The 26,781-nt window shown below is 38.7% G+C and carries 26 protein-coding genes, 1 riboswitch and 1 other annotated feature; of the genes, 19 read left to right on the forward strand and 7 right to left on the reverse strand.

The window, feature by feature from the left end; genetic code table 11:
* Positions 1–146: 146 nt before the first annotated feature.
* The 11 genes from murB (at position 147) to MKX55_RS05225 (ending at position 12,387) form a co-directional block, all read left to right on the forward strand.
* The gene (gene murB / locus MKX55_RS05175) at positions 147–1,070 is read left to right on the forward strand and encodes a UDP-N-acetylmuramate dehydrogenase (RefSeq protein ID WP_339182956.1); all 924 of its coding nucleotides are present in this window, start codon (positions 147–149) and stop codon (positions 1,068–1,070) included.
* Between the two features lie 104 nt (positions 1,071–1,174).
* A riboswitch (PreQ1 riboswitch) is annotated at positions 1,175–1,221 on the forward strand.
* A 103-nt stretch (positions 1,222–1,324) separates the two neighbouring features.
* Positions 1,325–1,822 carry a preQ(1) synthase gene (queF, locus tag MKX55_RS05180; RefSeq protein ID WP_339182958.1) on the forward strand — a complete coding sequence of 166 codons (498 nt, stop codon included), beginning with the start codon at positions 1,325–1,327 and terminating at the stop codon, positions 1,820–1,822.
* Between the two features lie 46 nt (positions 1,823–1,868).
* Positions 1,869–2,504, forward strand: coding sequence for a queuosine precursor transporter (locus MKX55_RS05185; protein ID WP_339236593.1), 636 nt, complete (start codon positions 1,869–1,871; stop codon positions 2,502–2,504).
* A 162-nt stretch (positions 2,505–2,666) separates the two neighbouring features.
* Positions 2,667–3,539 (forward strand): LysR family transcriptional regulator, encoded by an 873-nt coding sequence (locus tag MKX55_RS05190; RefSeq protein ID WP_339236595.1) that lies wholly within the window; start codon positions 2,667–2,669, stop codon positions 3,537–3,539.
* Between the two features lie 149 nt (positions 3,540–3,688).
* Entirely contained in the window at positions 3,689–6,400 is a 2,712-nt protein-coding gene (gene acnA / locus MKX55_RS05195) for an aconitate hydratase AcnA (protein WP_339236596.1), read from the forward strand.
* A 24-nt stretch (positions 6,401–6,424) separates the two neighbouring features.
* Entirely contained in the window at positions 6,425–7,303 is an 879-nt protein-coding gene (locus tag MKX55_RS05200) for a LysR substrate-binding domain-containing protein (RefSeq protein WP_339236597.1), read from the forward strand.
* Positions 7,303–7,920 carry an RraA family protein gene (locus tag MKX55_RS05205; protein WP_339238428.1) on the forward strand — a complete coding sequence of 206 codons (618 nt, stop codon included), beginning with the start codon at positions 7,303–7,305 and terminating at the stop codon, positions 7,918–7,920. The genes MKX55_RS05200 and MKX55_RS05205 overlap by 1 nt, the downstream gene beginning before the upstream one ends.
* 99 nt (positions 7,921–8,019) lie before the next feature.
* Positions 8,020–9,036, forward strand: coding sequence for a tripartite tricarboxylate transporter substrate-binding protein (locus MKX55_RS05210; RefSeq protein ID WP_339236599.1), 1,017 nt, complete (start codon positions 8,020–8,022; stop codon positions 9,034–9,036).
* Positions 9,037–9,197: 161 nt separating this feature from the next.
* Positions 9,198–9,656, forward strand: coding sequence for a tripartite tricarboxylate transporter TctB family protein (locus tag MKX55_RS05215; protein ID WP_339236601.1), 459 nt, complete (start codon positions 9,198–9,200; stop codon positions 9,654–9,656).
* Positions 9,657–9,672: 16 nt separating this feature from the next.
* Complete coding sequence (locus MKX55_RS05220) at positions 9,673–11,160, forward strand: tripartite tricarboxylate transporter permease (RefSeq protein WP_339236603.1); 1,488 nt, start codon at positions 9,673–9,675, stop codon at positions 11,158–11,160.
* A gap of 153 nt (positions 11,161–11,313) precedes the next feature.
* On the forward strand, positions 11,314–12,387 hold the full coding sequence (locus MKX55_RS05225) for an isocitrate/isopropylmalate dehydrogenase family protein (protein ID WP_339236605.1): 1,074 nt from the start codon (positions 11,314–11,316) through the stop codon (positions 12,385–12,387).
* 95 nt (positions 12,388–12,482) lie between these two features.
* On the opposite strand, the gene ehuA is transcribed toward MKX55_RS05225, so the two are convergent.
* From ehuA to ehuB, 4 genes are all read right to left on the reverse strand, one after another.
* Positions 12,483–13,253: an ectoine/hydroxyectoine ABC transporter ATP-binding protein EhuA gene (gene ehuA, locus MKX55_RS05230; RefSeq protein ID WP_339236608.1), complete on the reverse strand. Its 771-nt coding sequence runs from the start codon at positions 13,251–13,253 to the stop codon at positions 12,483–12,485.
* Complete coding sequence (ehuD, locus tag MKX55_RS05235; protein WP_256705769.1) at positions 13,253–13,966, reverse strand: ectoine/hydroxyectoine ABC transporter permease subunit EhuD; 714 nt, start codon at positions 13,964–13,966, stop codon at positions 13,253–13,255. Before ehuD ends, ehuA begins: the two co-directional genes overlap by 1 nt.
* Complete coding sequence (locus MKX55_RS05240; protein ID WP_339182964.1) at positions 13,966–14,643, reverse strand: amino acid ABC transporter permease; 678 nt, start codon at positions 14,641–14,643, stop codon at positions 13,966–13,968. Before MKX55_RS05240 ends, ehuD begins: the two co-directional genes overlap by 1 nt.
* A 123-nt stretch (positions 14,644–14,766) precedes the next feature.
* Complete coding sequence (gene ehuB / locus MKX55_RS05245) at positions 14,767–15,630, reverse strand: ectoine/hydroxyectoine ABC transporter substrate-binding protein EhuB (RefSeq protein WP_339236613.1); 864 nt, start codon at positions 15,628–15,630, stop codon at positions 14,767–14,769.
* 345 nt (positions 15,631–15,975) lie between these two features.
* Between ehuB and ytzI the strand changes: the two genes are divergently transcribed.
* The 3 genes from ytzI to MKX55_RS05260 all read left to right on the forward strand — a co-directional run bounded on the left by ytzI (position 15,976) and on the right by MKX55_RS05260 (position 17,966).
* Complete coding sequence (gene ytzI / locus MKX55_RS05250) at positions 15,976–16,155, forward strand: YtzI protein (RefSeq protein WP_339182967.1); 180 nt, start codon at positions 15,976–15,978, stop codon at positions 16,153–16,155.
* Between the two features lie 19 nt (positions 16,156–16,174).
* Positions 16,175–17,515 (forward strand): right-handed parallel beta-helix repeat-containing protein, encoded by a 1,341-nt coding sequence (locus MKX55_RS05255; RefSeq protein ID WP_339236615.1) that lies wholly within the window; start codon positions 16,175–16,177, stop codon positions 17,513–17,515.
* 142 nt (positions 17,516–17,657) lie between these two features.
* Positions 17,658–17,966: a hypothetical protein gene (locus MKX55_RS05260; RefSeq protein ID WP_339236617.1), complete on the forward strand. Its 309-nt coding sequence runs from the start codon at positions 17,658–17,660 to the stop codon at positions 17,964–17,966.
* A gap of 91 nt (positions 17,967–18,057) precedes the next feature.
* Here MKX55_RS05260 and MKX55_RS05265 read toward each other — a convergent pair whose 3' ends face one another.
* The gene (locus MKX55_RS05265) at positions 18,058–18,615 is read right to left on the reverse strand and encodes a M15 family metallopeptidase (RefSeq protein ID WP_339236619.1); all 558 of its coding nucleotides are present in this window, start codon (positions 18,613–18,615) and stop codon (positions 18,058–18,060) included.
* A gap of 166 nt (positions 18,616–18,781) precedes the next feature.
* On the opposite strand from MKX55_RS05265, the gene MKX55_RS05270 reads away from it, so the two are divergent.
* From MKX55_RS05270 to MKX55_RS05285, 4 genes are all read left to right on the forward strand, one after another.
* On the forward strand, positions 18,782–19,402 hold the full coding sequence (locus tag MKX55_RS05270) for a glycerol-3-phosphate acyltransferase (protein ID WP_339236621.1): 621 nt from the start codon (positions 18,782–18,784) through the stop codon (positions 19,400–19,402).
* Between the two features lie 47 nt (positions 19,403–19,449).
* Positions 19,450–19,932, forward strand: coding sequence for a DUF456 domain-containing protein (locus tag MKX55_RS05275; RefSeq protein WP_339236623.1), 483 nt, complete (start codon positions 19,450–19,452; stop codon positions 19,930–19,932).
* Between the two features lie 604 nt (positions 19,933–20,536).
* Positions 20,537–20,791, forward strand: a binding site (T-box leader).
* Positions 20,792–20,869: 78 nt separating this feature from the next.
* Positions 20,870–22,306 (forward strand): proline--tRNA ligase, encoded by a 1,437-nt coding sequence (gene proS, locus MKX55_RS05280; RefSeq protein WP_339236625.1) that lies wholly within the window; start codon positions 20,870–20,872, stop codon positions 22,304–22,306.
* 160 nt (positions 22,307–22,466) lie between these two features.
* Positions 22,467–23,642, forward strand: coding sequence for a M20 family metallopeptidase (locus tag MKX55_RS05285; protein WP_339236627.1), 1,176 nt, complete (start codon positions 22,467–22,469; stop codon positions 23,640–23,642).
* A gap of 48 nt (positions 23,643–23,690) precedes the next feature.
* Here MKX55_RS05285 and MKX55_RS05290 read toward each other — a convergent pair whose 3' ends face one another.
* Entirely contained in the window at positions 23,691–24,170 is a 480-nt protein-coding gene (locus MKX55_RS05290; RefSeq protein ID WP_339182982.1) for a glutathione peroxidase, read from the reverse strand.
* An 84-nt stretch (positions 24,171–24,254) separates the two neighbouring features.
* On the opposite strand from MKX55_RS05290, the gene MKX55_RS05295 reads away from it, so the two are divergent.
* Positions 24,255–24,944, forward strand: a complete 690-nt coding sequence (locus tag MKX55_RS05295) for a hypothetical protein (RefSeq protein WP_339236629.1) — start codon at positions 24,255–24,257, stop codon at positions 24,942–24,944.
* Here the strand turns inward: MKX55_RS05295 and MKX55_RS05300 are convergent.
* The gene (locus MKX55_RS05300) at positions 24,935–26,623 is read right to left on the reverse strand and encodes an IS1182 family transposase (protein ID WP_339236632.1); all 1,689 of its coding nucleotides are present in this window, start codon (positions 26,621–26,623) and stop codon (positions 24,935–24,937) included. The genes MKX55_RS05295 and MKX55_RS05300 overlap by 10 nt on opposite strands.
* Positions 26,624–26,781: the final 158 nt, after the last annotated feature.

Below are 26,781 nucleotides of genomic sequence, written 5' to 3' on the forward strand. Positions count from 1 at the left end.
ATTGATTTATCAAATTATCTTACTTCAGTTATGCGGAAATGCCCAACTGGAGTAAGCTGAATGCCTGTTTCTAACAAAGCAGAAAAAGAATGAGAATATAAAGGTCAAATAGATAAAAGCTTTTGACAAATTAAAGGAATGATAGCATGAATAAATACCATCATCTTTATGATCAATTAATTCAACATACCAATAAAGAGAATGTATTGGTGAACGAGCCGATTAGAGAACATACGTATACGAAATTAGGCGGGGAAGCGGATTTTTATATTACCCCGTCGACTTATGAAGAAGTGCAGGCGATTATCCGCTTTGCTAATCAGGAAAATGTACCGTTTACAATGCTTGGAAATGGTTCTAATCTGATTGTGAAGGATGGCGGAATCCGCGGGATCGTTATGAACCTGCAGCAGCTGTCTGCTATTTGGAGAGAAGGAGATAAAGTTATCTCTCAGAGCGGAGCAAGAATTATTGATGCTTCCCGTTTTGCTTTAAATGAAGAGCTTGCCGGGTTGGAGTTTGCCTGTGGCATCCCAGGTTCTGTCGGCGGAGCGTTGTATATGAATGCAGGTGCATATGGCGGAGAAATTAAAGATGCGCTGGAAAGCACGGTAGTTGCGACAAAGGACGGCGAACTGCTGACATTAACAGCAGAGCAATTAGACCTCAGCTATCGCACAAGTAATATTCCGGACAATGGTTATATTGTATTGGAAGCAACATTCGCATTAAAGCCCGGGAGCAAAGAAGAAATTAAAGAAATGATGGATGATCTTACATATAAAAGAGAATCCAAACAGCCGCTCGAGTACCCGTCTTGCGGCAGTGTGTTCAAACGTCCGCCCGGTTTTTTTGCCGGCAAGCTGATTCAAGACTGTAATCTTCAAGGAAAGCAAATTGGCGGAGCGGAAGTTTCTACAAAGCATGCCGGTTTTATTGTAAATAAACAAAACGCTACAGCATCCGAATATATTTCATTAATTCAATTTGTTCAAGCAACGGTGAAAGAGAAATTTGATGTGCAGTTAGAGCGGGAAGTGCGGATTATTGGTGAGGATGTGGAAGGATAGTCTCATAGCCCAGATTCTGGCTGTGACAGAGGACGGCTGGGATAAAAAGAAAATTTGACATGCCTGTGATCTATTCTTATAATATGAAGTGTTATTTTAAACTTCAGGCAGAGGTTCTTAGCTTCAACCCTCTATAAAAAACTAAGGACAACCTGCGATTATCAAGCCGTGTTCTTTGGGAGCACGGCTTTTTTTAGTTTGTGCAAAGAAGTTTTCAACTGCGAGGAAACAGAAAATCAAAGGAGCTGACGAGTATGACAGGAAGAAATGAAAGAGAACTTCAAGGAATTGAATTGCTAGGGAATAAAGAAACGAAATATGCATTTGATTATACACCTGAGATTTTAGAAACATTTGATAATCAGCATCCAAATCGTGATTATTTTGTAAAATTAAACTGTCCGGAATTTACAACGCTTTGTCCGATAACGAATCAGCCGGATTTTGGAACCGTCTATATCAGCTATATTCCAAATATCAAAATGGTAGAGAGTAAGTCTTTAAAATTATATTTGTTCAGCTTCCGGAATCATGGTGATTTCCATGAGGACTGTATCAATATTATCATGAATGATTTAATTGAGCTGATGGATCCGCGTTATATTGAAGTAAGAGGGAAATTTACACCGCGTGGGGGGATTTCCATCGACCCGTATTGCAATTATGGAAAAATCGGAACTAAATTTGAAAAGATGGCAGAAAACCGGTTAATGCAGCACGATATGTATCCGGAAACCATCGATAATCGATAGAGGGAAACTAAGATCCTTGCACCTTTGAAGAGAAGGGAACAGGAGAATGTATATTTATTTCACTGCCGTTTTTGTCGGCCTATTATTATTGTCGAATATTTTGTCGGTTAAATTATTTGAAATGGGAAGTATTGTATTGCCCGCTGCAGCAATTGTATACGTGATTACTTATTTGATGACGGATGTCATTGGGGAGGTTTATGGAAAAAAGGCAGCTCGGAGAACGGTCCAGGCCGGTTTTCTCACACAGGTGCTTGCCATGGTATTTATTTATATTTCCATTCAGCTTCCGCCGGCTGCCGATTTCCAATCACAGGCAGCTTTTGAAGAGATTTTCAATGGGAGCTTCCGGATAATTTTAGCAAGCCTGGTTTCTTATTTTGTCAGCCAGCACCTGGATGTCTCGATTTTTCACACGTTAAAACAGCGGCATGGAGAGAAAAAGCTGTGGCTGCGTAATAATTTATCAACGATGACGAGCCAGCTTTTTGATACAGTCCTATTTATCACCATTGCTTTTTGGGGCGTTGTTCCAACATCTGTTTTACTGGGAATGATTGTGTCGCAATATATTTGGAAGTTTACCGTTGCAGCGGTTGATACACCATTTGCGTATCTACTTGTCCGCTGGGCGCGAAAATATGAAGAAAAGCATCAGACAGAGTTATTGGAAGCATCCTGATATCTCATAAAAGGCCAGCTAGTGAAAAAACTAGCTGGCCTTTTATGAGAAGAAAAAGAATATAGAGTAGAATTTCTGAGCTTTTCTTAAAATTTTTTAATTCATGCTTTTATTGATGTAATATAAAATAACAAAGATAATTAGTTGAAAGGAAGTGGGAAAGTGAACCAAAAGGATTGGGAAATCTTACGAATGATGAAAAAAGAAGGGAATATTTCAAAAGCGGCGAAGAAATTATTTATGACACAGCCTGCAGTAACTGTAAGAATAAAGAAAATGGAAAAAGAATTAAACGTAAATATCGTATACCAGATGAATCGCGGAGCTCAATTAACACCACAGGGAGAATATTTAGCAGAGCAGGCTATGGATTATTTGAAACAGATTGATGAGCTTAAGGGTTTCCTATCTAGTATGAAGGAACCGCTGGTTGGAACATTAAAAATTGGGGTTTCTAATTTCATGACAAGATATAAGATTCCTGATATTTTACAGAAATTTAAAGAAAAGCATCCGTTAGTTCAATTTAATGTTACCAGCGGTTTTAGTAGTGATATATTCAAAATGATGCAGGATCAGGATATTCACATTAGTTTTGTGAGAGGAGATTATGCCTGGCGGGACCAAAAATATTTACTATTTGAAGAACCAATATGTATAGCTTCGATGAATAAAATTAATTTGGAAATCCTGCCTGACACGCCTCGAATTGAATATAAAACCGATTATAAATTAAAGGAACTTATTGATACGTGGTGGCTGGAAAATTATACGCAAGCTCCTAACATCCATATGATTGTCGGTCAAACGGATATTTGTAAAGCAATGCTGAAACAAGGTCTCGGTTATGCTATTTTACCTAAATTAGTAGTTCATGATATTCCTAATATTTATAAGGTAGACCTAAAAGATAAAAATAATAATCCAGTTGCACGTTCTTCCTGGATGCTCTATAAAAAGCAATCATTTCAGCTCAATATTGTTAGGGCGTTTGTAGATTTTATCAAAACCATCGATTTTCAAGAGCCAATATAATAGTGATTTAATTAGCTGGATGTATTTACATATCAATGTTATTCCTTTTATTTATGTTCATTTATAAAAAAACGATACTTCAATTATGACTGCGCTTACATTAAACTGATGATAATCAAATTTGAAATAAATCATAGGGGAGTATATTTATGAATGAACAACTGCTCTTGGAAAACAAAGACAGCTTCACACTTAATGGGAAGAGTTATCATTATTATTCATTAAAAAAGCTGGCTGCAGAAATGGAGAAAGATTTTTCTAGATTGCCAAATAGTATAAAAGTTATTTTGGAAGCAGCACTTAGAAATATAGACGGCAGAAAGATTACAGCAAACCATGTATATCAACTGGCGAATTGGGCTGATGAAAAAAATACTAGAAAGGAAGTTCCATTCAAACCATACCGGGTCCTATTGCACGATACAACGGGTATTCCTGCGATTGTGGATCTTGCACTGCTAAGAGATACAATAGATGAATTAGGAAAAGACGTAAGTAAAGTTAATCCGAAAATACCAGTTGACTTAGTAGTGGACCATTCGGTAATGGTAGATTTTGCAGGGTCTGAAAATGCACGAGTATTAAATGAAAAACGTGAATTTGAAAGAAATAGAGAAAGATTTCAATTCTTAAAATGGGCACAGTCTAATTTTGATAACTTACGAGTTTTTCCACCTTCTTCAGGGATTATGCATCAAATCAATTTAGAGTATTTATCTAAAGTAGCTGTTGTGGAAGAACAAGAGGATGAGACGATTATCTTTCCTGATTCATTAGTTGGGGCAGACTCTCATACGACAATGATTAATGGATTGGGGATTGTGGGATATGGCGTAGGGGGGATTGAAGCAGAAGCAGCTATGCTTGGTGATCCGCTTTATTTCCTTGAACCAGAAGTAATCGGATTTAAATTAACAGCGTGTTTACCTGAAGGAACGACCGCAACGGACCTGGCGCTAACTATTACAAACATGCTTAGGAAAAAGAATGTTGTCGGAAAATTCGTTGAATTTTATGGGCCTGGAGTTAAATCTTTAACTGTATTTGACCGCTCAACGATATCTAACATGGCGCCAGAATCAGGATCAACAATGTCCTATTTCCCTGTTGATGATGAAACATTAAGTTATCTTCGTATGATTGGCCACAGTGAAGAAAAAATTAATTTAATCAAAACATATTATCAAGAACAAAATATGTTTTATGAAGGAAAAACGAGCTGCCCTGCATATTCAGATACAATTGAACTCGATCTCTCTTCAGTGGTAACTACACTAGCCGGTCCGAAAAGGCCACAGGATCGAGTCGATTTAACAGACATGAAGCAAATTTTTATTAATCAATTGCGTAAATCTGTTTCAGATGGCGGATATGGATTGACAGATGAAGAAATTGATGAAGAAGTTGTTGTCGAAGGAGAGGTTTTAAAAACGGGCAGTGTTGTTATTGCAGCAATTACAAGCTGTACAAATACTTCTAATCCAAATGTAATGATTGGTGCGGGTCTCATCGCAAAAAAAGCTTTTGAAAAAAACTTAATGAAACCCAGCTATGTCAAGGCTTCTTTAACTCCTGGATCCAAAGTAGTCACTGATTATTTGCGAAAATCAGGATTACTCACATACTTGGAACAATTAGGGTTCAACATTGCCGGTTATGGATGTGCGACATGTATTGGTAACTCAGGTGAATTATTTGATTCTGTAGATGAAGCAGTTACCCAAAATGACCTAACCGTTACATCGGTATTATCGGGCAATCGTAATTTTGAAGGGAGAATTCATCCAAAGGTAAAAGCAAACTATCTTGCATCTCCACCTTTAGTAGTTGCATATGCACTTTCAGGAACAGTAAATATTGATTTTCATAATGAACCTATTGGCTATGATGACAAGAATCAGCCAGTTTACTTAAGGGATATTTGGCCGACATCGAAGGAAATTGACAGCGTACGCATGGAATCACTAGAGTCAGGAATGTTTAAAAAGAGGTATAATAACATTTTTTCTTTTAATGATGACTGGAATAATTTAGAGATATCGAAAAGTCAATTATATCAATGGAATCCATCGTCAACCTATATTAGAAAGCCGCCATTTATTGAGCACGAAGTTATTCAGCAATCAAATCTAGAAGGAACAAGAATGCTTTTAATGCTGGGTGATTCTATTACAACAGACCATATTTCTCCGGCAGGGAGGATAAAAACGCATGGACCAGCAGGAGAGTATCTAAAAGAAAATGATGTGAGTCCAAGACACTTTAATTCATATCCTTCTAGGCGTGGAAATTTCGAAGTGATGCATCGGGCAGCATTTGCCAACGTACGTTTGCGAAATCAAATTGTACCAGAAATGGAAGGCGGGTATACAACATATTTTCCTACAAATGAGACAATGACAATTTTCGAAGCCTCAGAATGTTATAAACAGGATGGTACGCCGCTTACCATTGTTGCAGGAAAAGAATATGGTACAGGAAGCTCAAGAGACTGGGCTGCTAAAGGGACATTACTTTTAGGGGTGAAGACAGTAATTGCTGAAAGCTTTGAAAGAATCCACCGTAGTAATTTAGTAGGGATGGGGGTACTGCCATTGCAATTTATGGAAGGAATCAGTAAGGAAACATTACATTTATCCGGCAGTGAAACTTTCTATTTTACTGATCAATTGAAATCATTGCATCCGGGAAAAATGATTAAAGTAAAAGCTGTTCGAGAGAATGGTGAGTCCTTTTACTTTGAGACGATTGCTCGCTTAGATAATGAAGTAGAAGTTGAATACTACCATAATGGCGGAATTCTGCCAACTATTGTACAGACATATGCAGAGAAAAAGAATAAAAAGATTTTTGAACATTAATTTTAGCTGAAGAGAGGTGTACTTTTGGACGATAACGACTGGAATATTATCAAAAGTTTATATATAAATAAAAACGTTACACAAACGGCCAAGGAATTTTATATATCCCAGCCGTCCCTTACGAAAAAGATAAAAAAGATAGAAAAAGAGTTTCATATAAAAATATATGATAGAAGAAGTCAAGGTATTGTGTTTACAAGAGAGGGGGAATTTCTGGCATTAAAAGCAAGTGATATTGACCAAAAACTAAAAAGAATTAAAGAAGAGACTGCAGCAATGAATGAAAATATGAAAGGTAAATTAAACATTGGTGTCAGTAATCATTTCGCAAAATATCACCTGCCGTCTATTTTACGGGATTTCCAATCGGTATACCCGGAAGTAGAATTTAATATCCAAAGTGGCTGGGGGACAGAAATATCTCATTTAATAAATACAGAGAATATTCATATTGGCTTTATCAGGGGAGATTATGATTGGGCAGGAAGTAAATATTTATTATTTAAAGATCCGATGAGTTTATTTTCAAAGAATGAAATTGATTTACCAACACTTCCAACAAATCCGCGGATTGATTATCAATCTGGATTTGCTCTTAGATCGCTAATTGAAACTTGGTGGAGTGATCATTACGAGACACCGCCAACAGTCGGTATGCTGGTGGATAGTGTAGAAGCTTGTAAAGAGATGGTGATCAAAGGTCTGGGATATGCAATCCTTCCTGCTTCCATTATGGAAGGTCAAAAAGAAATATATCGGGTTGATTTGTTTGATAAGAATAAAAAGGCAATGGATACAAACACATGGATGTATTATTCAGAAGCATTATTAGACACAAAGATTGTATCTGAATTTGTTGACTTTGTAAAAAAACATGAAAACAAAACGAAAGGGGTAGAATGATGTCCATTAATTATGTAGATGAATTTTCGAAAATACCAACTACCTGTGTATCAGATGCACTAAAGGGCAATTATACGATGGATTTTTCCATCAAGGCTCTAAAAAATAATGCAATTGTTGGAAGAGCGTATACAGTTAAAATTCCTAAGGGGCAAAACAAGGAGGTCTTAAAAGCGATTAAAGAAGCAAATGCTGGGCATGTACTTGTCATTGATGCAGAAGATGATACTTCAAAAGCAATTGCAGGAGATTTTATTTTAGGCATGGCTAAAGCATTGGGGATTAATGGTGTAGTAACCAATGGGGTAATTCGGGATATAGAGAGCATAAAAGAATTAGATTTTCCATTATTTTGTAAAGGAACAACTGCCAATGCCGGAAGCAAGTCGGACGAGGGTGATTCTAATATTCCAATAAGTTGTGGCGGCGTTACAGTGAACCCAGGAGATATTATTGTTGGAGATAGTGATGGTGTCGTTGTTGTTCCGAAAGAATTAGAAGTGGAAGTATTGGAAAAGGCAAAAAAGAAGCTTCAAACGGATGCAGATCGAGAAGCAAAAGTTTCCAACAATGTTCAAGCTATTTATGAATATATAGACAATATTTTGCGTAAATAAAACAAATTATAGAAAGTGCTTTATGTAGAAATAAAGCAGTAATTACATGTTCAAGAGGGGTTTTGTTTGTAAAAATTAAAACAGGGAGAGGGATTTGTAATGAAGAAGCCTTTATTATTGCTATTGTTATTGCTTTTAATGGTATTTGTGACAGCATGCGGAAACGATGGAGACGGACAAGCTAGCGGAGAAGAAGGAGCAGGCACAAGCTGGGAGCCAGAAGAACCAATTGAGTTTGTTGCTCCAGCGGGAGCAGGGGGAGGATATGATACAACGGCAAGAATGTCAGCGCAGGCTTTTGCTGACGCAGGAATTATTGATCAGAGCATCGGGGTAGTAAATAGAGAAGGGGGTGGCGGAGCTGTAGGATGGGCTTATGTAGCTGGACTAGAAAGCAGTCCGCACCATTTATTTGTTACCTCCCCGCCATTTTTACTCGTACCATTGAATGGGCAATCAGAGTACGGTTATGAGGATTTTACACCGATTGCGAATTTGATTGCAGATTATCCGGCTTTTGCTGTGGCAGCTGATGCAGAATGGGATAATCTAAATGAACTTTTTGATGATATGAAAGAAGATCCTTCAAGTATTACAGTAGTTGGTACTTCGTCACCTGGAAGTATGGATCATGTAGCGTTTGCGATGTTGGCAAAAGAAGCAGGTGTTGATATTACACAGTTGAAATATGTATCTGCTCAAGATAACGCTGGATTAACTCAGTTGTTAAATGGAAGTGCTGATGTATTTTCTACAGGTGTTGCAGAAACAGCGGAACAAGCAAGGGCTGGAAATATTAAAGTATTGGCTGTTACTTCTGAAGAGAGATTAGAAGGGGAAACATTAGAAGATTTTCCAACGGTGACTGAGCAAGGATTCGAAACTTCTGTTATTAACTGGCGCGGATTTTTTGGTCCGCCAAACATGCCTGAAGAGGCAATTGCTTATTATGAAGAGAAATTTAAAGAGTTAAGTGATTCAGAGGAATTTGCTGAAATACGTGAGCGGTTTGGCTGGGATGAAATGTACATGGATAGTGAGGAAACAAAAGCATATTTAGATAAACAAAATGCAGAGTTTGAGGCAATCTTAGATGAATTGGGACTCGGAGAGTAAGTGAATACTATAGGCGCTTATGTAAAAAATACGGAGAGGTTTAATCTCTATTAAATGTTTTCTTTTAAAATGAAACTGAAAGCCAAGTCAATGGTGACAAGCACCATTGACTTGGCTTATCTAAAAATTTTGATAAATTATATTAAAATGGTGGTGGTAACATGTTGAAAACAATGAATCAGCGTTTAAGTGTTATTTTATTAATCATAGCTGTTGGGTATCTTGTGCTGACTTATCAGCTTCCCTCTTATGGATATACACAGGTTGATGCAGACGTTATACCGAGTGTATTGGGGTGGGTGTTGATTGCATTAGCAATAGGATTATTTTTTACAAAGGATTCTGAAACAGAAGAACAAAAAAAGAAAAGGGTTATACCTAAGAAGGAAGTTCTTATTTTAATATTGGTTGCTGTCTTTTTATTTGTATATATTATGTTTCTAGAAATGCTGGGCTTCATACTAATGACTGCCATATTTATCTTCTTTTGTTCGAGATTCTTAGGCTATAAAAAACATATAACTAACGTCATTGTCTCTATTGTATTTCCAATATTCATGTATTTCGTGTTTACTGAATTTTTAAGAATTAGTTTACCACAAGGGATATTGCCGTTTTAAGAAGGGGGTTTAATAAATGGGATCTTTAGAAGGAATTTTAACAGGTTTTCAAACAGCTTTTAGTTTGGAAGCTATACTATTTGTTATGATTGGCGTTGTAGTTGGTACAATTATAGGGATGATTCCAGGATTGGGACCAATCACAGCCATTGCTGTAATGATACCAATTACATTTGGAATGGATCCTGCTGCTGCGCTAATCATGATGGCTGGTGTATATTATGGAGCTATGTATGGTGGTTCAACTTCATCTATATTATTAAATGCACCAGGAGTAGCTGGTACTGTGGCGGCTGCATTTGATGGTTATCCGATGGCTCAGAGGGGAGAAGCTGGAAAGGCACTTGCTATCTCGGCAATCGCATCATTTGTTGGTGGAACAGTCAGTGTTATTTTATTAATGCTTTTGGCTCCTGCGTTATCCAGTGTAGCAGTAGCATTTGGCCCGCCGGCATATTTTGCACTGATGCTTATGGGATTAACTGCGATAACCAGTTTATCTGAAGGTTCAACCATTAAAGCACTTATTTCCGCAGTTTTCGGATTTATGATTGTGACAATTGGAATAGATCCACAAACTGGTACACAACGTTTTACTTTTGGAAACGTCAATTTATTGGATGGTATTGACTTTTTAGTTATTGCTCTAGGTTTGTTTGCTTTGGCTGAAGTATGTACACTAATTTTAAACAGAAAGGACCATACTCTAAAAAATGCACATAAGCTTGGTAGTCTGCTCCTTTCGAAGGAAGATTTCAAAGAGATGAAAGGACCAATGACAAGACAATCTTTTTTAGGATTTCTAATTGGAGTTTTACCTGGAGCAGGCGCAACGATTTCTTCATTTATTGCATACATTTCCGAGAAAAAAATAGCTAAAAAACCAGAGGAATTTGGAAAAGGATCAATCAGAGGACTTGCCGCACCGGAAACAGCTAATAATGCTGCGACTAGCGGTGCGTTTGTTCCATTACTAAGTCTTGGTATTCCTGGTTCTGGTACGACAGCTGTTATGTTAGGTGCTTTTATTGTATTAGGGGTCCAGCCAGGGCCGTTATTGATGACAGATCGTCCGGAAATTTTCTGGGGGGTTATTGCAAGCATGTATATAGGAAATATATTTTTATTGATACTAAATCTACCTTTAATTCCTTATTTGGCGAAAATATTAAAGGTACCGCGTCCGCTTTTGATTTCATTAGTAATTATGTTTAGCGTAATCGGTGTTTATGCAATCAGCTTTAATACATTTGACCTGTATATGCTATTGCTGTTTGGTATAATAGGATTTTTGATGAGGTTATTTGCTTTTCCTGCTGCACCGTTGATTTTAGCATTTATCCTCGGCGGAATGATGGAGAACTCATTAAGGCAGTCATTAGTAAGTTCCAACGGTAGTTTAATGGTTTTTGTAAATGACCCAATCGCTTTAACATTGCTAATAATAGCGTTTCTTACTTTTGTTTTTCCGCTTATACGTCAGCTGCGTAAAAGAAAAGGGTAATATTAATGAAATTGCTATTGCAAAAAAGGTATTTGAAAACTTATGCTTCATTTAAGTTTAATTGTTTTTCGTATCTAGTGTATTTTTATATCTATTGTTATTTTGACCACTCTTTTTAATTAATGAAAATAATAATTGAAGGAGAAGTGTAAAATGAATCAGTACAAAATTGGTGTTCTACATGGTGATGGAATTGGAACAGAAATTGTAAAGTCAACCGTTGAGGTTGTTTCAGCTGCTTGTAGTCATTTAACTCATGACATTGTAAGTTGGGAGTACCACCCAATTGGCTGGGAAGCTATTAATAAAGTTGATACACCAGTGCCATTGACTACAAAAGAGGCGTTAGCCAAACTCGATGGCTGGATTATGGGTCCTCATGATTCAGCTTCTTATCCGGAAAAATATAAAGAACTCAGGAATCCCAGCGGAGAATTGCGTCATACCTTTGACTTGTATGCAAACATTAGACCTACCAAATCAATTCCATCTGTAAAGGGTTTGGTCGATAATGCAGACCTTGTTATATACAGGGAAAATACAGAAGGTTTTTATCCGGATCGAAATATGTATGCAGGAGTTGGAGAGTGGAAAGTTACACCAGATGTTGCAATATCTACTGGGGTTTTCACAAGGAATGCAATTACAAGAATAGCTCTTGCTGCTTTTGAAGCGGCAATGAGCAGAAGAAAAAAAGTTACAATTGTACATAAAGCGAATGTGATCAAACTTGGAACAGGTATGTTCAAAGAAATTTGTTTAGAGGTAGCAAAAGATTATCCGGATGTTAAGGTAGATGATTACCATATTGATGCGATGACTGCGCATCTTGTTAGAAACATTCGCGCGTTTGATGTGGTTGTGACGGAGAATATGTTTGGAGATATCTTATCGGATCTATCAGGTGAATTAGCAGGCAGTTTAGGGCTGGCGCCGTCCATTAATACAAATAATCATCAGGTAATGGCACAGGCTGCTCACGGGTCAGCGCCAGATATAGCTGGTCAAAATAAAGCAAATCCAGTGGGAATCCTATTATCTACAGTAATGATGCTAGAATGGCTTGCAAATCATCATAAAGACGAAAGGTTAGAGGAATTGGCTAGTATGATTGAACAAAGTATATTTTCTGTTATGGAAAAAGGGGTAACGACGCCTGATTTAAAAGGAACAGAAACAACGGCTTCCTTTACCCAAGCAATTATTGATAAAATAGAAGGACAGTAAATTTAAATATTTTTTTTAACTAAACGAATAAAATTTTATCCCTTCCCAGCCAAAGCTAAATTTGGCTGGGAAGGGATAAAAATTATCTTCTTCGCTCATCCTCTAAAACGCTGCAAGAACGATTGTACACGAGGATTTTCTGAATGCTCGATAACCTCGCTGGCCGTTCCTTGTTCTGCGATAACTCCTTCATCTAAAAAGAGTACCTTATCCGCTATGTCCAGAGCAAAATCCATCTCGTGCGTAACCAGGATCATTGCCATATCATCATTTTCTGCAATGTCACGAATGACATTTAGCACCTCTCCGACCAGCTCCGGGTCAAGCGCAGAGGTAACCTCATCAAATAACATGATTTTAGGGCGCATCACAAGGGCGCGGGCCATAGCTACCCGCTGCTTTTGTCCGCCTGAAAGCTGGCTGGGGTAATTATCCAGCTTACTCCCGAGTCCTACACGCTCCAGCATTTCTATCGAGCGTTTTTTTACATCACTTTTTTCTTCGTTTTTCACATGAATAGGTGCTGTCATACAATTTTCTAAAATAGTCATATGCGGAAACAGGTTGAAATGCTGAAATACCATTCCAATCTCACCGCGAATAGAGCGCAGATGACTTTCATTCGCATGCATCCACTTTCCGTTCTTCTCCATTTTCCACAGATTGCGGCCGTCTACGATAATGTCTCCAGATGTTGGCTGCTCTAATGTCATCAGCATCCGGATAATTGTTGTTTTCCCTGATCCGCTTGGACCAATGACAGCGACTTTTTCAGCTGGATATATATCTAAATCAATCCCCTTCAATACCTCCACATTTCCAAAGGATTTATGAACATCTTGATAAGTAACGATTGGTTCTGCCATTATTGCATTGCTCCTTTATCTTTTATCATTTGATTTTTATGGAACCTTCTGTTGAAACGATTCTCTAACTTTTTAATCAGCACTGCAGAAGGATAGCTTAGTACTAAGAAAATGATTCCTACAATGGTCAATGGCTCAAGATAGGACCAGTTTTCCGCACCGTATGATCTGGCGAGCAGCATAATACCAGCTACCCCGATGGTGGATGCCAGCGGAACCTCTTTAAACATAATGATAAAGTAATTTCCAAGCATCGGAATGGTGGGCGGGATAGCTTGTGGCAGAATAATCTTTCGCCATTTATCCCATGTAGAAATATTCAGTGCAGTGGAAGCCTCCCATTGTCCTTTATCCACACTTTCAATTCCGGATCGATAAATTTCACCGATATACGTACTAAAGTGTATACCAAGTCCCAAAACGGCACAAGCGAATGGGTGGAGCGATATGCCAATATAAGGTATTACCGGCAAAGCATAATAGATAAAAAACAATTGAACGAGTGGAGGCGTAGAACGTATAAATTCCATGGTCCAGGTGACAATAAAATGAATAAAACGATTTGGGATACGGCGTAAGAATGTCCACAAAAAACCAAAAATCAAGGCAAAGAGATAGCTGGCTATCGTCAGTCCAATCGTAATTCCAAGTCCTTGTAATACCACTGGTAACGCATCAAAAAATGTATCCCAGCTCCAATAATTCAAATTCATCAGCTAGCTACCCCCTTTTTAGCAATTTTTTCAGCCTTTCTGGTAAGGAAAATTAATGGAAGGGCTAAAATGAAATAGAATACAAGCACAGTTAGATAAATCAATGGTGATAAAGATAAGCTGGTGCTTCGCATCACATCTCCATAATATAAAATATCTGTTAAGCCAATTAAAGAGACAAGAGAGGTTCCTTTTAAAATTTGAATGGTATAATTACCGAATTCAGGGAGCATCATACGTATTGCCTGTGGGAAAATAATCAGGCGCATCCTTTGAAAAGAAGACATATTTAACGCAGTTGCTGCTTCATACTGTCCTTGAGATACAGATAGAATGGAGCTGCGGACAACTTCTGAAAGATATGCGCCGTAGTTTAAACCGATGGCAATGACACCAATCCACCAATTCGAACCCAGATTAATCCCAAATAGCATCGGTACAGCATAGTACAGCCAGAATAGCTGAACTATCAAGGACGTCCCGCGAAATACCTCTACATAAAATCCGGTCAGTTTTCGTAATAGAAAATTATTGGACAGCCGGCAAAGTCCTGCTATAAATGACATAGCATATGCAAACAATGCAGAAGCAATTAAAATAGATACAGTTATTTGAACACCACGCCATAATTGCGGGGCGATTTCGAATATAGCACTAATAGCAAGTACCTCCTTCATAATCGTTATGTGTAAAATGAATGGAATGTCTTATTTTCTATTAAAAAGAAAGATAGGGCGCTCCTTGCGTGAAGGAACCGCCCTATGGAGTCTGAAAAATATATGTTTCATAAGCTTACAAGATTAATATTCACCTTGACAAACTTGCTCTGCTGTTACAGAACCAGCTTCAACAAAATTATTTTCTGGATGGAATCCATTTTGTTCTAGTAATTCAGCAACAGTTCCATCTTCTTTTAATTCTTCTAGTTTTTCGTTATAGGCATCACGAAGCTCTTCGTTTTCAAGACTGAAGGCAGCAGCCCCATAACTTGGTACACCGTCAATATTTTCCGGCTGTTCGAAATTTTCAACAATCTCTAAATCCTCTGTATCAGCGGATTCAAATGCTTCGCGAACAGTCATTTCTGTACCAGTTGTTGCATCAGCGCGTCCAGCTTGAATAGCTGAAAAGGTCGCAGGAATATCAGAAGCAGTAATAATTTGATCGTCATCTACACCTTCTGATTTTAAAAATTCAATTTCTGTGGCACCTTCCATAACAACTACGGTCACATCCGGGTTATCTGCAATATCTTCATAACTTTCAATGGATAACGGATTGCCGGCTTCGACAACAAGCCCTTCTCCGTATACCATTTCCGGCTCACCGAAAAGCGCATTTTCACAACGTTCCGGATTGATAGCCATACCAGCAGTAACAACATCAAACTGTCCTGCTTGTACTCCTGGAATCAGTTCACCAAAATCGGATAATTTACCTTCTACATTATCGACTCCAAGTTCAGCAAAAACCGCTGTAGCAATATCAACTGCCGCACCTTTTAATTCACCGTCTTCTTCATAAGCGTAAGGTGATTCATTGGCGAAACCGACTTCGACAGTGCCGGAGTCTTGAATGCTTTCCAGACTATTATCTGAACCGCCGCAAGCAGCTAGAAATGCTAGAATTAAAATCAATCCAATAAGTATTATTTTATTCTTCAACTAAATGCTCCCCCTCAAAAATAATAGATAATAAAAAATGTTGATTAACAATGCCGCTATTCTTTGAAGAAAGAATGTTACATGAAATCAACATGAGTTAACAAATATGTTACAGAGAAAGAGGGAGATTCTCAAACCGGATATTTTAGCAAAAATATGGTTTATTTACCGTTTTACGGGATGAATGGTAAATAACTTTCAGATACCAACATATACGGTGGTATAGTTTCATATTCTCTGTATAACTAAAAAACTTCATTTTCTAAAAACGAAAATAGAAATTAATTGAAAAGGCATGCATAGTTTAATAGGATAGAAGATAAGAAGAGATGATGGAGGTATATTATGGGGCCCTATATCGCAGTAATTGCTGTTTCAGTCATTGTGGTAGCGATGGTTATTATTTTATCCTTGGTTACATTATCAAAAGGGTATGGCTATAAGCATAAAATAGATCCGCTTCCTGGTGAAGAAGAGAAGAATAGTGACAGCAATGAGGAGAATCAGAAAGAAGAAAAGAAATAAGGTTATCTAGGAGAAAGCCATGAAGAGAATGGGATTATTTATGATTGCAGCATGTGCAGCTGCTGGTGTTTTATTTGCTATCTATTCGCTGTATTCTACAAACCAAGTAATTTATGTAGCAATGGATGGAAACGATCAAAATGAAGGTACATTGGAGTCTCCCTTTCAGACTATTGCTAAAGCCAGCTCAGAAGCGGAGGCTGGCACTACTGTATATATTCAGGAAGGGATATACAAGGAGCCGCTGGTTGTCCAGTACAGCGGCACGCAGCATCAGCCGATCACCTTTCAAGCGTATGATGGAGGAGAAGTTATTTTGGATGGCGAGAATCTGAAAGCGGCTGATGGGAATCGTGCACTTGTTGTTCTAGAAGATAAGAATTACATACACATAGAAGGATTAACTATCAAAAATGTAACAACAGATATAATGGATGAAACAGTAATGGGAATTTTTATCACTGGTTCCAGCAGCCATATTACAGTGAAGGATAATACTGTCAAAGGAATAAAAACGTGGCATGAGGAAGGGAACGGACATGGGATTGCGGTATATGGTACAGACTCGATGAAGGATATAAATATCGTCCATAATATCGTTGAGGATCTAAAGCTGGGGACCAGTGAATCAATTGTATTAAATGGAGATATTGACGGGTTTACGGTAGACGGAAATAGAGTTCAGTACAGTGATAATATTGGCATTGACCTGATCGGGTATGAAGGGGTTGCCGCTAATCCCGCTGCGGATTATGTCCGTAATGGAGCAGTGCAAAATAACACGGTCCACCATGTTTCTTCTTTTACAAATTCGGCGTACAACGGCGAGTATAGTGCGGCGGCGATTTATGTAGATGGCGGAAAAGATATCCTGATTAAGAAAAATGAATTATATGAGAATGATATAGGTATTGAAGCTACTTCAGAACACGCAGGGAAATATGCGGAAGGTATACAAATTATAGATAATCTGATTTCAAATAATCATTATACTGGGATTGCTATTGGCGGCTATGATGAAGAGAGAGGCGGCACTCGCGATACGCTGATTACGAAGAATACCCTGTATCAAAACGATACGAAAGACTTAGACGGCGGCCAGCTTCTGGTACAGTATAACGTGCATGATAATGAAATAAAGGAAAATAAATTCACTGCCGGCCCATCGCGCATTTTTATTGCGAATTTCTTTCGGGAAAACAGAGATAATCGTCTGATTGAAAATAGCTATTATAGAGAACCTGGAAAAGAAGGTATCTGGATTTGGAAGGATAAAGAATATCATTCTTTTTCTGCATTTAAAGAGGCTTCCGGAAGTGATGAAGCATCACAATATATTGATTCAGAGGAAGAGGAATAAAGCGCGCTATACGGGCTTTTTAGAAAGGTCTCTCCTGCTGTGAAAAACAGACGGCAATCCAAGTCATATTTTTTCCTAATCCAATAAAGAAGTTTTAGACCTCCCAAAATAGGTAATATTTTTAGAAAGGAGGTTTCTAAAGATGGCACGAAAGAAATACTATGTAACAGTAGATACGGAGGAAATCCGAGAGGTTTCGCTTCCTGAAAACGGAATTGAGTATGAAATATATGCGACACCGGAAGAGGTAAAAGAAGTGGAAGTTCTGTTTGCAAGAAAAGAAAAAAATGCAAAGGATGCCGTTAAATTTGTAGGAAAACCTTTTGATGAACAGCCTGTCGATGCGAAGCGTGATAATTACGAGGGAGATTTGATTGCCATCTACCGCAAATTGTATGATTTAGGAACCGATAAAACCAAGAGCGAAATCGAGGAACTTCGTCTGTTTTAAAATAAGATGATAAAAAGAAATGCAGACAGAAGTTTTTTCTGCCTGCATTTCTTTTTGTGAAATATATTTGAATATAATAAATCAGACCATCTTATTCCCCTTCACCAGGAGGACGGTACCCCTGCTGCAGCTCAGAAATGCTCAAACCAAATGTCATTTGCAGATGCGGGTAATCTGTAAAGCTATTAAAATCTCCGCCCCATTCAAAGCCTAAATCCTTTGCAATGTCTGCAACTTCAAACCAGTCAGACTCTCCATTATTATTCCCGTCGTAATGGATATCCCAAATAACCTCTCCATCATGATTACGAATCGCATAATCGACAGCCAGTCCATAATTATGATAACTTTCCCCGCCTCTGGCATGGGTAACAATATCTTCTTCATTTTCTCTGCCTCTGGCATACAGGGATTCCTGCTCTTCCTCTGTACGCAGACCATCTGTAATAACGACCTCTATATCTATATCATCCGCACGATCGATTAACGTATCCACCGCTTCTTGGACATCAGGATGAAGTTCTGATACCGTTTCTTCTCCATCCACTCTTTCATAAGAAGGGGTTGTCTGCTCGTAAAGCCAGAACAGCAAACCTATAAAAAGAATAATGGCAATCCAAGAAAGCGTAAAATGCTTTATAGCTTTCATTCGATATTTCGGGCTCCTTTAAAAAGAATCTCTAGTCATATCATAACATGTACAAGCTTCTGATGAAGGGTTGAACAACTAGCGAAATCTGGCAGTTTTGCAAATTGATTTCTTCGCTTATCTAGACATATAATGAGATAAAACTGACAGAAATGGAGGGAAACCAATGTATTACCTCATCAGCTGTTTGATTGGCTATATTTTTGGCTGTATTCATGGATCGCAAATCGTTGGCAAAATAAAGAAGCGGGATATTAAAGGAGAAGGCGTAAAGAATGCCGGAGCATCGAATACAACGATTTTGCTAGGCTGGAAATATGGGATTGTTGTAGCTCTCATCGATATTTTTAAAGCGACACTTGCTATTTTACTTGTTCTTTTTATTTTAAATGAAGCTGGAATGTCGGCTGCGGGAATTTCTTTATCCATTTATTTAACGGCTCTATTTGTTATTATTGGGCATAATTATCCAATTACGATGAAGTTCAGCGGCGGAAAAGGGACAGCGTCTTTAGTCGGTGCGCTAATTGCCATTGATTGGCGGGTTGCATTAATTGGAATTGCTATCTTATTATTCTTTACCTTTGCAACGGACTATCTTGTTATCGGCGTGCTGTTTATGTATCTTTCCTTTTTAATAACAACCTACTATTTCTTTGGAAATGCACCTGCGCTGGTAGTAATTTTTTTAACACTGTTATGTATATACAAACATATGGAAAATTATCGCCGGATTCTATTAAAAGAAGAGACCAGACTATCCAGTATGTTTAAAAAGAGTGCTTAAAGAGAAAGATTTAAAAAGGAAGTTTTTTATGAAGGAGTGTGCGCGGGTTGGATATTTTATTATGGATTATCATTATCCTATTATTTATCGCAAGCTTTCTAGGAATTATTTTCCCAATGATTCCATCCGTTATTGCGATTTGGGGCGGATTTTTAGTCTATTATTTCTTTATAAACAGTGAGTCCCTGACCTGGTGGTTTTGGACAGGAATGATAGTTATCACAGTCATTCTTTTTGTAGCGGATATTATCGCCAACAGTTATTTTGTGAAAAAATTTGGAGGGAGTAAGGCAGGTGAAAGAGGAGCTGCGGTTGCTGTGATTGTCGGATCATTTATTACACCGCCATTTGGTATTATTTATGTGCCATTTTTGACGGTTCTCGCTATTGAAATGATGCAGCGCAGGACTGCAAAAGAAGCAATCCGAGCATCGATCGGTTCTTTTTTAGGATTTTTAGGCGGATCGGTTGCGAAAGTAGTCTTGCAGCTGATAATGATTGGCTGGTTCTTGATCGCAATTTGGTTTTAACCAGACAGCATGAATACTCCCACCACTTAATTTCTAAAGAAATTTGAAGTGGGGGTTTCTGGGGTGTCGACTTTCAAGATGACGATTAACCGCCAGTGGAGTTGACACATCGGTGTGCTAAAAACACCCAACCCCGCTATCCCATTGGTCCTGCCTCCTGAGACTACTTTTCAGCCTATATGAGGTTCACACGTTTGTGTGCCTTGGTTGACATGTTTGGCTTGAACATTTTACGTGGCAAAGCAACGATTCTCGCCACAGCCTACTATGTTCAGTTTTCAAAGAGCGTCTTTCAAGAACATTACACCATGCAAATTTATGTTCGTAAATGTAAAAAGGCGATTCACCTCCCACCTACTCATTGGGTTTCACCCTGCACATTCCGACGTACAAATGTTTTCGATGGGACGAGTAATCGCAGTCCCAGGATGTACTAGTGCAGGCGTTGCAACAACTCTTTTCGATGGGGTGAGTAATCGCAACTCCAGGACGTTGCGACGTTAGCCTGCCTTGAGGTTGGGAGTCCTCTCGCCTAACCAAGATAGATGAAAAAAATCGTCAGCTTCTTGACTTTCATCAGTGAGAACTATATATTAAAAGCATAGTTGAAATGTTGACGGAGAATAGTACGTTGTAAATGTCTAACACAGAGAGAAAAAGAATGCTGAGACTTTTTCTTAGACATACAAGGGAACCTGCCTTCCGAGTTCGCCATATAAGGAGCCCTGCTCTGAAATTGGCGCGGTTTTGGACCGTTATCCAATAAAGTGTATATATATGCTGGACACGTCTATAAAATAATAGATGGCAGCTTATATATAAACAAGGGTGGTACCACCACTAAACCTCGGTCCCTTTTTTTTGGATGGAGGATTTTTTGCGTTTACATGGAAATTTCAAATAATAGAAGAGCAAAATAAGAAAGAGGTGCTTACTTTTGGGTAAGAAGAATAAGCAATTTGTAGAGAAAATTACAGCGATGGAGGATGATTTCGCACAGTGGTATACAGACGTTGTCAAGCAGGCGGAGCTTGTGGACTACGGTCAGGTGCGCGGTACAATGATTATCAAACCGTATGGCTATGCAATTTGGGAAAACATCAAAGATGAATTAGATCGTATGTTTAAAGCAACAGGGCACACCAATGTGGCCTTCCCACTTTTTATTCCTGAGAGCTTACTGCAAAAAGAGAAGGATCATGTAGAAGGGTTTGCTCCCGAGGTTGCCTGGGTAACCCATGGGGGAGATGAGGAATTAACAGAACGTATCGCAGTGCGTCCAACCTCTGAGGTGCTTTTCTGTGACTATTACTCGAACAACATCCACTCTTATCGTGATTTGCCAAAGCTGTATAACCAATGGTCTAATGTAGTCCGTTGGGAAAAAACAACCCGTCCGTTCCTGCGTTCCTCTGAATTTCATTGGCAGGAAGGTCACACGGCGCATGCGACAGATGCAGATGCGACGGAAGAAACAAACCGGATGCTTGAAATTTATGCCAAGCTGGTGGAAGAATATCTAGCAATTCCTGTTCTAAAAGGAAAGAAAACAGACAAAGAGAAATTCGCGGGCGCTGAGTTCACATTAACGATTGAAGCGTTGATGCATGATGGAAAAGCCTTGCAATCCGGTACTTCTCATCATTTTGGTTCCGGATTTGCAGAAGCATTTGACATTACGTACCTGGATGAAAATGGAGAAAGCCAATTTGTTCATCAAACTTCCTGGGGATTATCCACCCGGATTATGGGTGCATTAATTATGGTACACGGCGACAACCGCGGATTAGTAGTGCCTCCAAAGGTTGCTCCGACACAGGCGATGATTGTACCGATTGCGCAGCACAAAGAAGGCGTACTGGACAAAGCATATGCCTTACGTGACCAGTTAGCTGATATTGCCCGTGTTGATATTGACGGCAGTGATAAAATGCCGGGTTGGAAATTTAATGAATATGAAATGAAAGGTATCCCGGTCCGTATCGAAATGGGGCCAAAGGATATTGAAAAAGAACAGGTTGTTCTTGTCCGCCGTGATACAGGGGAAAAAGAGTTTGTTGCTTTAGCAGATGTAGAAGAGCGCCTTCCTGCATTACTGGATGAAGTACAGGCTAATCTTTATAACCGTGCTTTAGAGCACCGGGTAGAGATGACTCATACGGCAACAGACATGGATGAATTCAAAACAGAAATTGAAAAAGGCGGATTCGTCAAAGCAATGTGGTGTGGAGACGTTGCCTGTGAAGAAAAGATTAAAGAAGAAACATCCGCTACGTCCCGCTGTATCCCATTTGAACCGGAAAGCGTATCGGAAACATGTGTATGCTGCGGTAAAGAAGCAAAAGAATTGGTTTACTGGGCCAGAGCTTATTAATTAAAGAAGAAAACAGATTGAGTGTATAGCTCAGTCTGTTTTTTCTGATGAGTAATTATCTGAAAACATATTTTTTATTTTGTATCTTGTATAAGTCTGCATGGGTATGTTATAAATATACATATTGGTTTATATATATACATTGAGTGAGGGAATAATAATGAAAGCAAATTTAAAAAATGAATTAGATAAAGTGATCCATGATTTAACAGATTTAAGCGATACAATTTTTAATCATCCAGAGCTGGGAGATCAAGAATTTGAGTCAATGAAGCGGTTAACAGATTATTTAACAGCTCATCAATTTGACGTAGAAAAAGGAATTGTTGGCCGTGATACTGCTTTTAAAGCGACCTATTCAAGCGGGAAGCCTGGTCCTCAGATTGCATACTTAGCTGAGTATGATGCGCTTCCAGGAATTGGACATGGCTGCGGACATAATTTAATTGGAACCATGAGTGTCGGAGCAGGCGTGGTATTAAGCAAGCTGATTGATGAAATCGGCGGAACCGTTCATGTATTCGGTACGCCTGCTGAAGAGACAAACGGAGCAAAAGTGCCGATGAGTGAGCAGGGTGTATTTGAAGGGATAGATGCTGCGATGATTTTACATCCCAGTGATGTTTCGCAGGAGAGCGGCGATTCCTTGGCAATGGATGCGATTCAGTTTGAATATCATGGAAAAACCGCACATGCTGCAGCTGCTCCGGAAGAAGGAATTAATGCATTAGATAGCGTACTGCAATTATTTAATGGCATTAACGCATTAAGACAGCATGTAAAATCAGATGTCCGTATTCATGGCGTCATTCCTGAAGGAGGAGAGGCTGCCAATGTGGTGCCTGATAAAGCAGTTGCCCAGTTCTATGTCCGGGCAGCGGATCGCTCCTACCTGAATGAGGTTGTGGAAAAGGTGAAAAATATTGCTGAAGGCGCCGCTTCCATGACAGGAGCAACACTAGAGATATCCAATTATGAATTAAGCTACGATGATATGACAACAAATAAAGTGTTATCCGATCTATTTACAGCAAATTTAAAAGAAACAAGCAGACTTCCTGTGCACGGTTCAAAGGAAAGCTATGGCTCCATTGATATGGGGAATGTCAGCCAGGTCGTTCCGGCAATCCATCCTTATATCGGCTTAAACAAAGAAGGGTTGATTGGCCATACGAAAGAATTTGCTGACCAGACGATTACAGAAGACGGGCACTTGGCTTTGTTTGAAGGAGCGCTCTCTCTAGCAAAAACAGGCTATGATTTATTGACAAATGAAGAAGCTTTGAAAGCAATGAAAGAAGAATTTAATAAAAATAAAGCGCAGGCTATGGTTTAATTAGATAGAAAACAGCGGAGGAAGACGTTATCTTCCTCCGCTGTTTTTCTAATGAAGAAGTGCTTCAATATCCTTTTCCATCGTATCCGGATTTTTTTGCGGGCCAAATCGTTTTGCAACTTTTCCATCCGTATCAACGAGGAATTTCGTAAAATTCCATTTGATTTGTTCGCCTAGTATCCCTTTTTGCTCAGTCGTTAAAAAATCAAAAAGAGGATGCGCATTTTTTCCTTTTACGTCGACTTTGGAAAACATTTGAAATGTCACCCCGTAGTTCAGCTGGCAAAATTGGTTAATCTCTTCGTCTGCTCCCGGATCTTGATGGCCAAACTGATTACATGGAAAACCGAGTACCTCAAAATTCTGATCTTTATACTTTTCATACAGTCTTTGTAAGCCTTCAAACTGAGGGGTGAAGCCGCATTTGCTTGCAGTGTTTACGATAAGCAGTACTTTCCCTTCATAATCTGACAGCGATTTTTCTTCGCCTTCCATTGTTTTTGCTGAAAAATCATAGATAGTTGTCATGTTACTTCACCTCGAAAAAATGATAAGATGTACATGCGTTAAAAATAATTCCAATTGTATTATAGCAAGAAAGGGCGTTTATTTGTGACTAAAATAATAAAAGATATTCCATTAAAGACGGATGAAAAAAATGCTTATTTACGTTATCTCACTACTACAGATTTACCCGATATTTTAGAATTGCAAACGACTGTTTATGAAGCTTTAGAGGATAAAAAAAGACTGGAGACCCTGGACGAAAGTGAATTTCGTACGATATTAGAGGGAGAACCGTTAATGGTCGGTATCTTTCATCAAGACAGGCTGATTGCTTTCCGGGCTTTTCTGAATCCAGCCGCTGATGAAGAAGGGCTAGGAGGCGATATCGGCTTATCAGAAGAGCATTTTGCAGAAATCATTTATTCAGAGATTTCCAATGTACATCCCGATTACCGGGGCAATCATTTACAAACCAAAATGGGCCGATTCATTATGGAGCAATTAGATACGTCGCTATTCCGCTATGTCTTAGCTACAGTAGCTCCCGGAAATATTCCAAGTATGAAGGATAAATTTGCACTGGGGATGCGCATTTATAAAGTAAAAGAGAAGTATGGCGGAAAGCTGCGCTATGTTTATTGCAATGATTTAAAATTAAATGAAATCAGGGCGGAAAATCAAATGGAGATAAATATGAACGATATTGACGGGCAAGAGAAGCTGATCGAAGAAGGCTATATTGGGGTAGAGATGAAAAAGTCAGATGAGGAATGGACGATTACTTATCAGAAATAAACAGAGGCTGGGACATAACTAGCCAAAAATAAAAAAAGATGGATTCCACATCGAGTTTTGATGCGAAATCCATCTTTTTTGAAATCATTTATAAGTAAATACATAAAAAAGCGGCTAGAGGCAGTGTATCTTCTCAGATTCACTGCCATTAAGGCGAATCCCAATTCATTTTCCACTTTGGGTTTTCCTCGTACCGAGAAACGAGTGAAACCCAAATTAGCCTTCAAGAATCCAAAGAATGGCTCCACATCTATCTTACGTTTCCCGTAAAGCTTGCCCATTTCTTCATCTGAAAGCTGTTCTCGTATCGTTTTCTTTTGTGCTTCCCATTTTTCATTATAAAATATTTTCCGGTTGTTGCCTTCCTTTGCTTTGGTACATTGCTCTCGTAAAGGACAGCCTGTACAATCTTCACATTCATAGACTTTAAATTGTCGCTCGTAACCATACTTGTCTGTCCGTTTGGAGTCATAGCGATAAGTAACAGCTTGCCCATTTGGACAAGTAAAGGCATCTTTTTCGGCATCATAATCCCAGTTAGCGGTGTTAAAAGGATTGTTTTTGTATTTTTTCTTCTTCTCTTTCCGATACATATTGTAAGTGATGAGGGCAGTTCGTAATCGTTCCAGGGTGACATTTTCTATATTCTGTTCACTTCCATAAGCTGCATCCGCTACGAGGAATTCAGGCAACACAAAATATTCCTTTTCAATTCGATCTAAAAAAGGAATCAATGTTCGTGTATCGGTAGGGTTCGGAAAAATATCATAGGCTAATGCGTAACGTCCTTCTGTTGCCAATTGCACATTATAAGCAGCTTTCAACTGTCCATTCTTCATATGGTCATCTTTCAATCGCATAAAGGTGGCGTCATGATCCGTCTTGGAATAGCTGTTACGTTCTTCTAAAATCTCCAATGCTTCTTCATATTTTTCTTTCCGATGTATGTAATCATGCACTTTTTTTAAGGCTTGTTTTGGCTTCTTCCGTTCCGAACGCAAAACTTTTCGGTCCTGTGCTTCTTCCCTTGATTCGATTTGTTCCGTATAGGTTTGGACAGACTTATCCAAATTCCCTGCTATCTGTTGAAGTTCTTTTGTCGATAGCGTTTCCGGGCTTTCCCGTTCGATTTCTGGAATGATTTCTTTCTCCACCAGTTCTTCATAGAGGGTATTCGACTTCTCGATAAGTTTTGCTTGGTAACGTTCGATGGATTTTCGCCAGACAAAGGTGAATTTATTGGCATTGGCTTCGATTTTGGTTCCATCGATAAAGATAGCCTCTGCATCAATCAACTCTTTTTCCACCAGCTGACAACGAAACTGAACGAAGCACTGACGCAATAGTTCTTTTACTTCCGGATTCATACGAAAACGGTTGATGGTACGATAGCTGGGCTCATATCCTTGCGCAAGCCACATCATCCGCACACTGTCTTTTAATAATCCTTCGATTTTTCGGCCAGAGAACACCGACTGGGTATAAGCACATAAAATAATTTTCATCATCATACGCGGATGATAGGCGGGACAGCCTGTCTGACGGATAAAACCGGTGAAAGCTTCTTCTGGAATCTGTTCAATAAATTCATGGACTGTATAAGCTATATCATTTTCTTGTAATTTCATCTCGAAATCTAATGGCAAAACGATTTGATTTACGTTATAATATTTATACATAAGGATACCTCGATTCTGTTTTTGTAGTGGTACTTTAACTTTATCAGAAGGTATCCTTTTTTTGTACATTTATTTCATTTTTTTTATCCAATTAAAAAAGTGACTTCCTACTTGCCTTAGTAGAAAGTCACTTTTTCTGTTTTTACTGGGTTTTGTCC

It is taken from the genome of Oceanobacillus sp. FSL W7-1281 (genome assembly GCF_037969835.1).
In the GTDB taxonomy this organism is placed as follows: domain Bacteria; phylum Bacillota; class Bacilli; order Bacillales; family Amphibacillaceae; genus Oceanobacillus; species Oceanobacillus oncorhynchi.

Bases quoted from the DNA above. Each gene is read 5' to 3' on its own strand.
- MKX55_RS05285 (WP_339236627.1), top strand. From the start codon at position 22,467: ATGAAAGCAAATTTAAAAAATGAATTAGATAAAGTGATCCATGATTTA.
- MKX55_RS05300 (WP_339236632.1), bottom strand. From the start codon at position 26,623: ATGTATAAATATTATAACGTAAATCAAATCGTTTTGCCATTAGATTTC.
- MKX55_RS05255 (WP_339236615.1), top strand. From the start codon at position 16,175: ATGAAGAGAATGGGATTATTTATGATTGCAGCATGTGCAGCTGCTGGT.
- MKX55_RS05185 (WP_339236593.1), top strand. From the start codon at position 1,869: ATGTATATTTATTTCACTGCCGTTTTTGTCGGCCTATTATTATTGTCG.
- MKX55_RS05210 (WP_339236599.1), top strand. From the start codon at position 8,020: ATGAAGAAGCCTTTATTATTGCTATTGTTATTGCTTTTAATGGTATTT.
- MKX55_RS05240 (WP_339182964.1), bottom strand. From the start codon at position 14,643: ATGAAGGAGGTACTTGCTATTAGTGCTATATTCGAAATCGCCCCGCAA.
- MKX55_RS05290 (WP_339182982.1), bottom strand. From the start codon at position 24,170: ATGACAACTATCTATGATTTTTCAGCAAAAACAATGGAAGGCGAAGAA.
- MKX55_RS05260 (WP_339236617.1), top strand. From the start codon at position 17,658: ATGGCACGAAAGAAATACTATGTAACAGTAGATACGGAGGAAATCCGA.
- queF (WP_339182958.1), top strand. From the start codon at position 1,325: ATGACAGGAAGAAATGAAAGAGAACTTCAAGGAATTGAATTGCTAGGG.
- MKX55_RS05265 (WP_339236619.1), bottom strand. From the start codon at position 18,615: ATGAAAGCTATAAAGCATTTTACGCTTTCTTGGATTGCCATTATTCTT.
- murB (WP_339182956.1), top strand. From the start codon at position 147: ATGAATAAATACCATCATCTTTATGATCAATTAATTCAACATACCAAT.
- MKX55_RS05270 (WP_339236621.1), top strand. From the start codon at position 18,782: ATGTATTACCTCATCAGCTGTTTGATTGGCTATATTTTTGGCTGTATT.
- acnA (WP_339236596.1), top strand. From the start codon at position 3,689: ATGAATGAACAACTGCTCTTGGAAAACAAAGACAGCTTCACACTTAAT.
- MKX55_RS05220 (WP_339236603.1), top strand. From the start codon at position 9,673: ATGGGATCTTTAGAAGGAATTTTAACAGGTTTTCAAACAGCTTTTAGT.
- ytzI (WP_339182967.1), top strand. From the start codon at position 15,976: ATGGGGCCCTATATCGCAGTAATTGCTGTTTCAGTCATTGTGGTAGCG.
- ehuD (WP_256705769.1), bottom strand. From the start codon at position 13,966: ATGAATTTGAATTATTGGAGCTGGGATACATTTTTTGATGCGTTACCA.
- ehuA (WP_339236608.1), bottom strand. From the start codon at position 13,253: ATGGCAGAACCAATCGTTACTTATCAAGATGTTCATAAATCCTTTGGA.
- MKX55_RS05225 (WP_339236605.1), top strand. From the start codon at position 11,314: ATGAATCAGTACAAAATTGGTGTTCTACATGGTGATGGAATTGGAACA.
- MKX55_RS05215 (WP_339236601.1), top strand. From the start codon at position 9,198: ATGTTGAAAACAATGAATCAGCGTTTAAGTGTTATTTTATTAATCATA.
- MKX55_RS05205 (WP_339238428.1), top strand. From the start codon at position 7,303: ATGTCCATTAATTATGTAGATGAATTTTCGAAAATACCAACTACCTGT.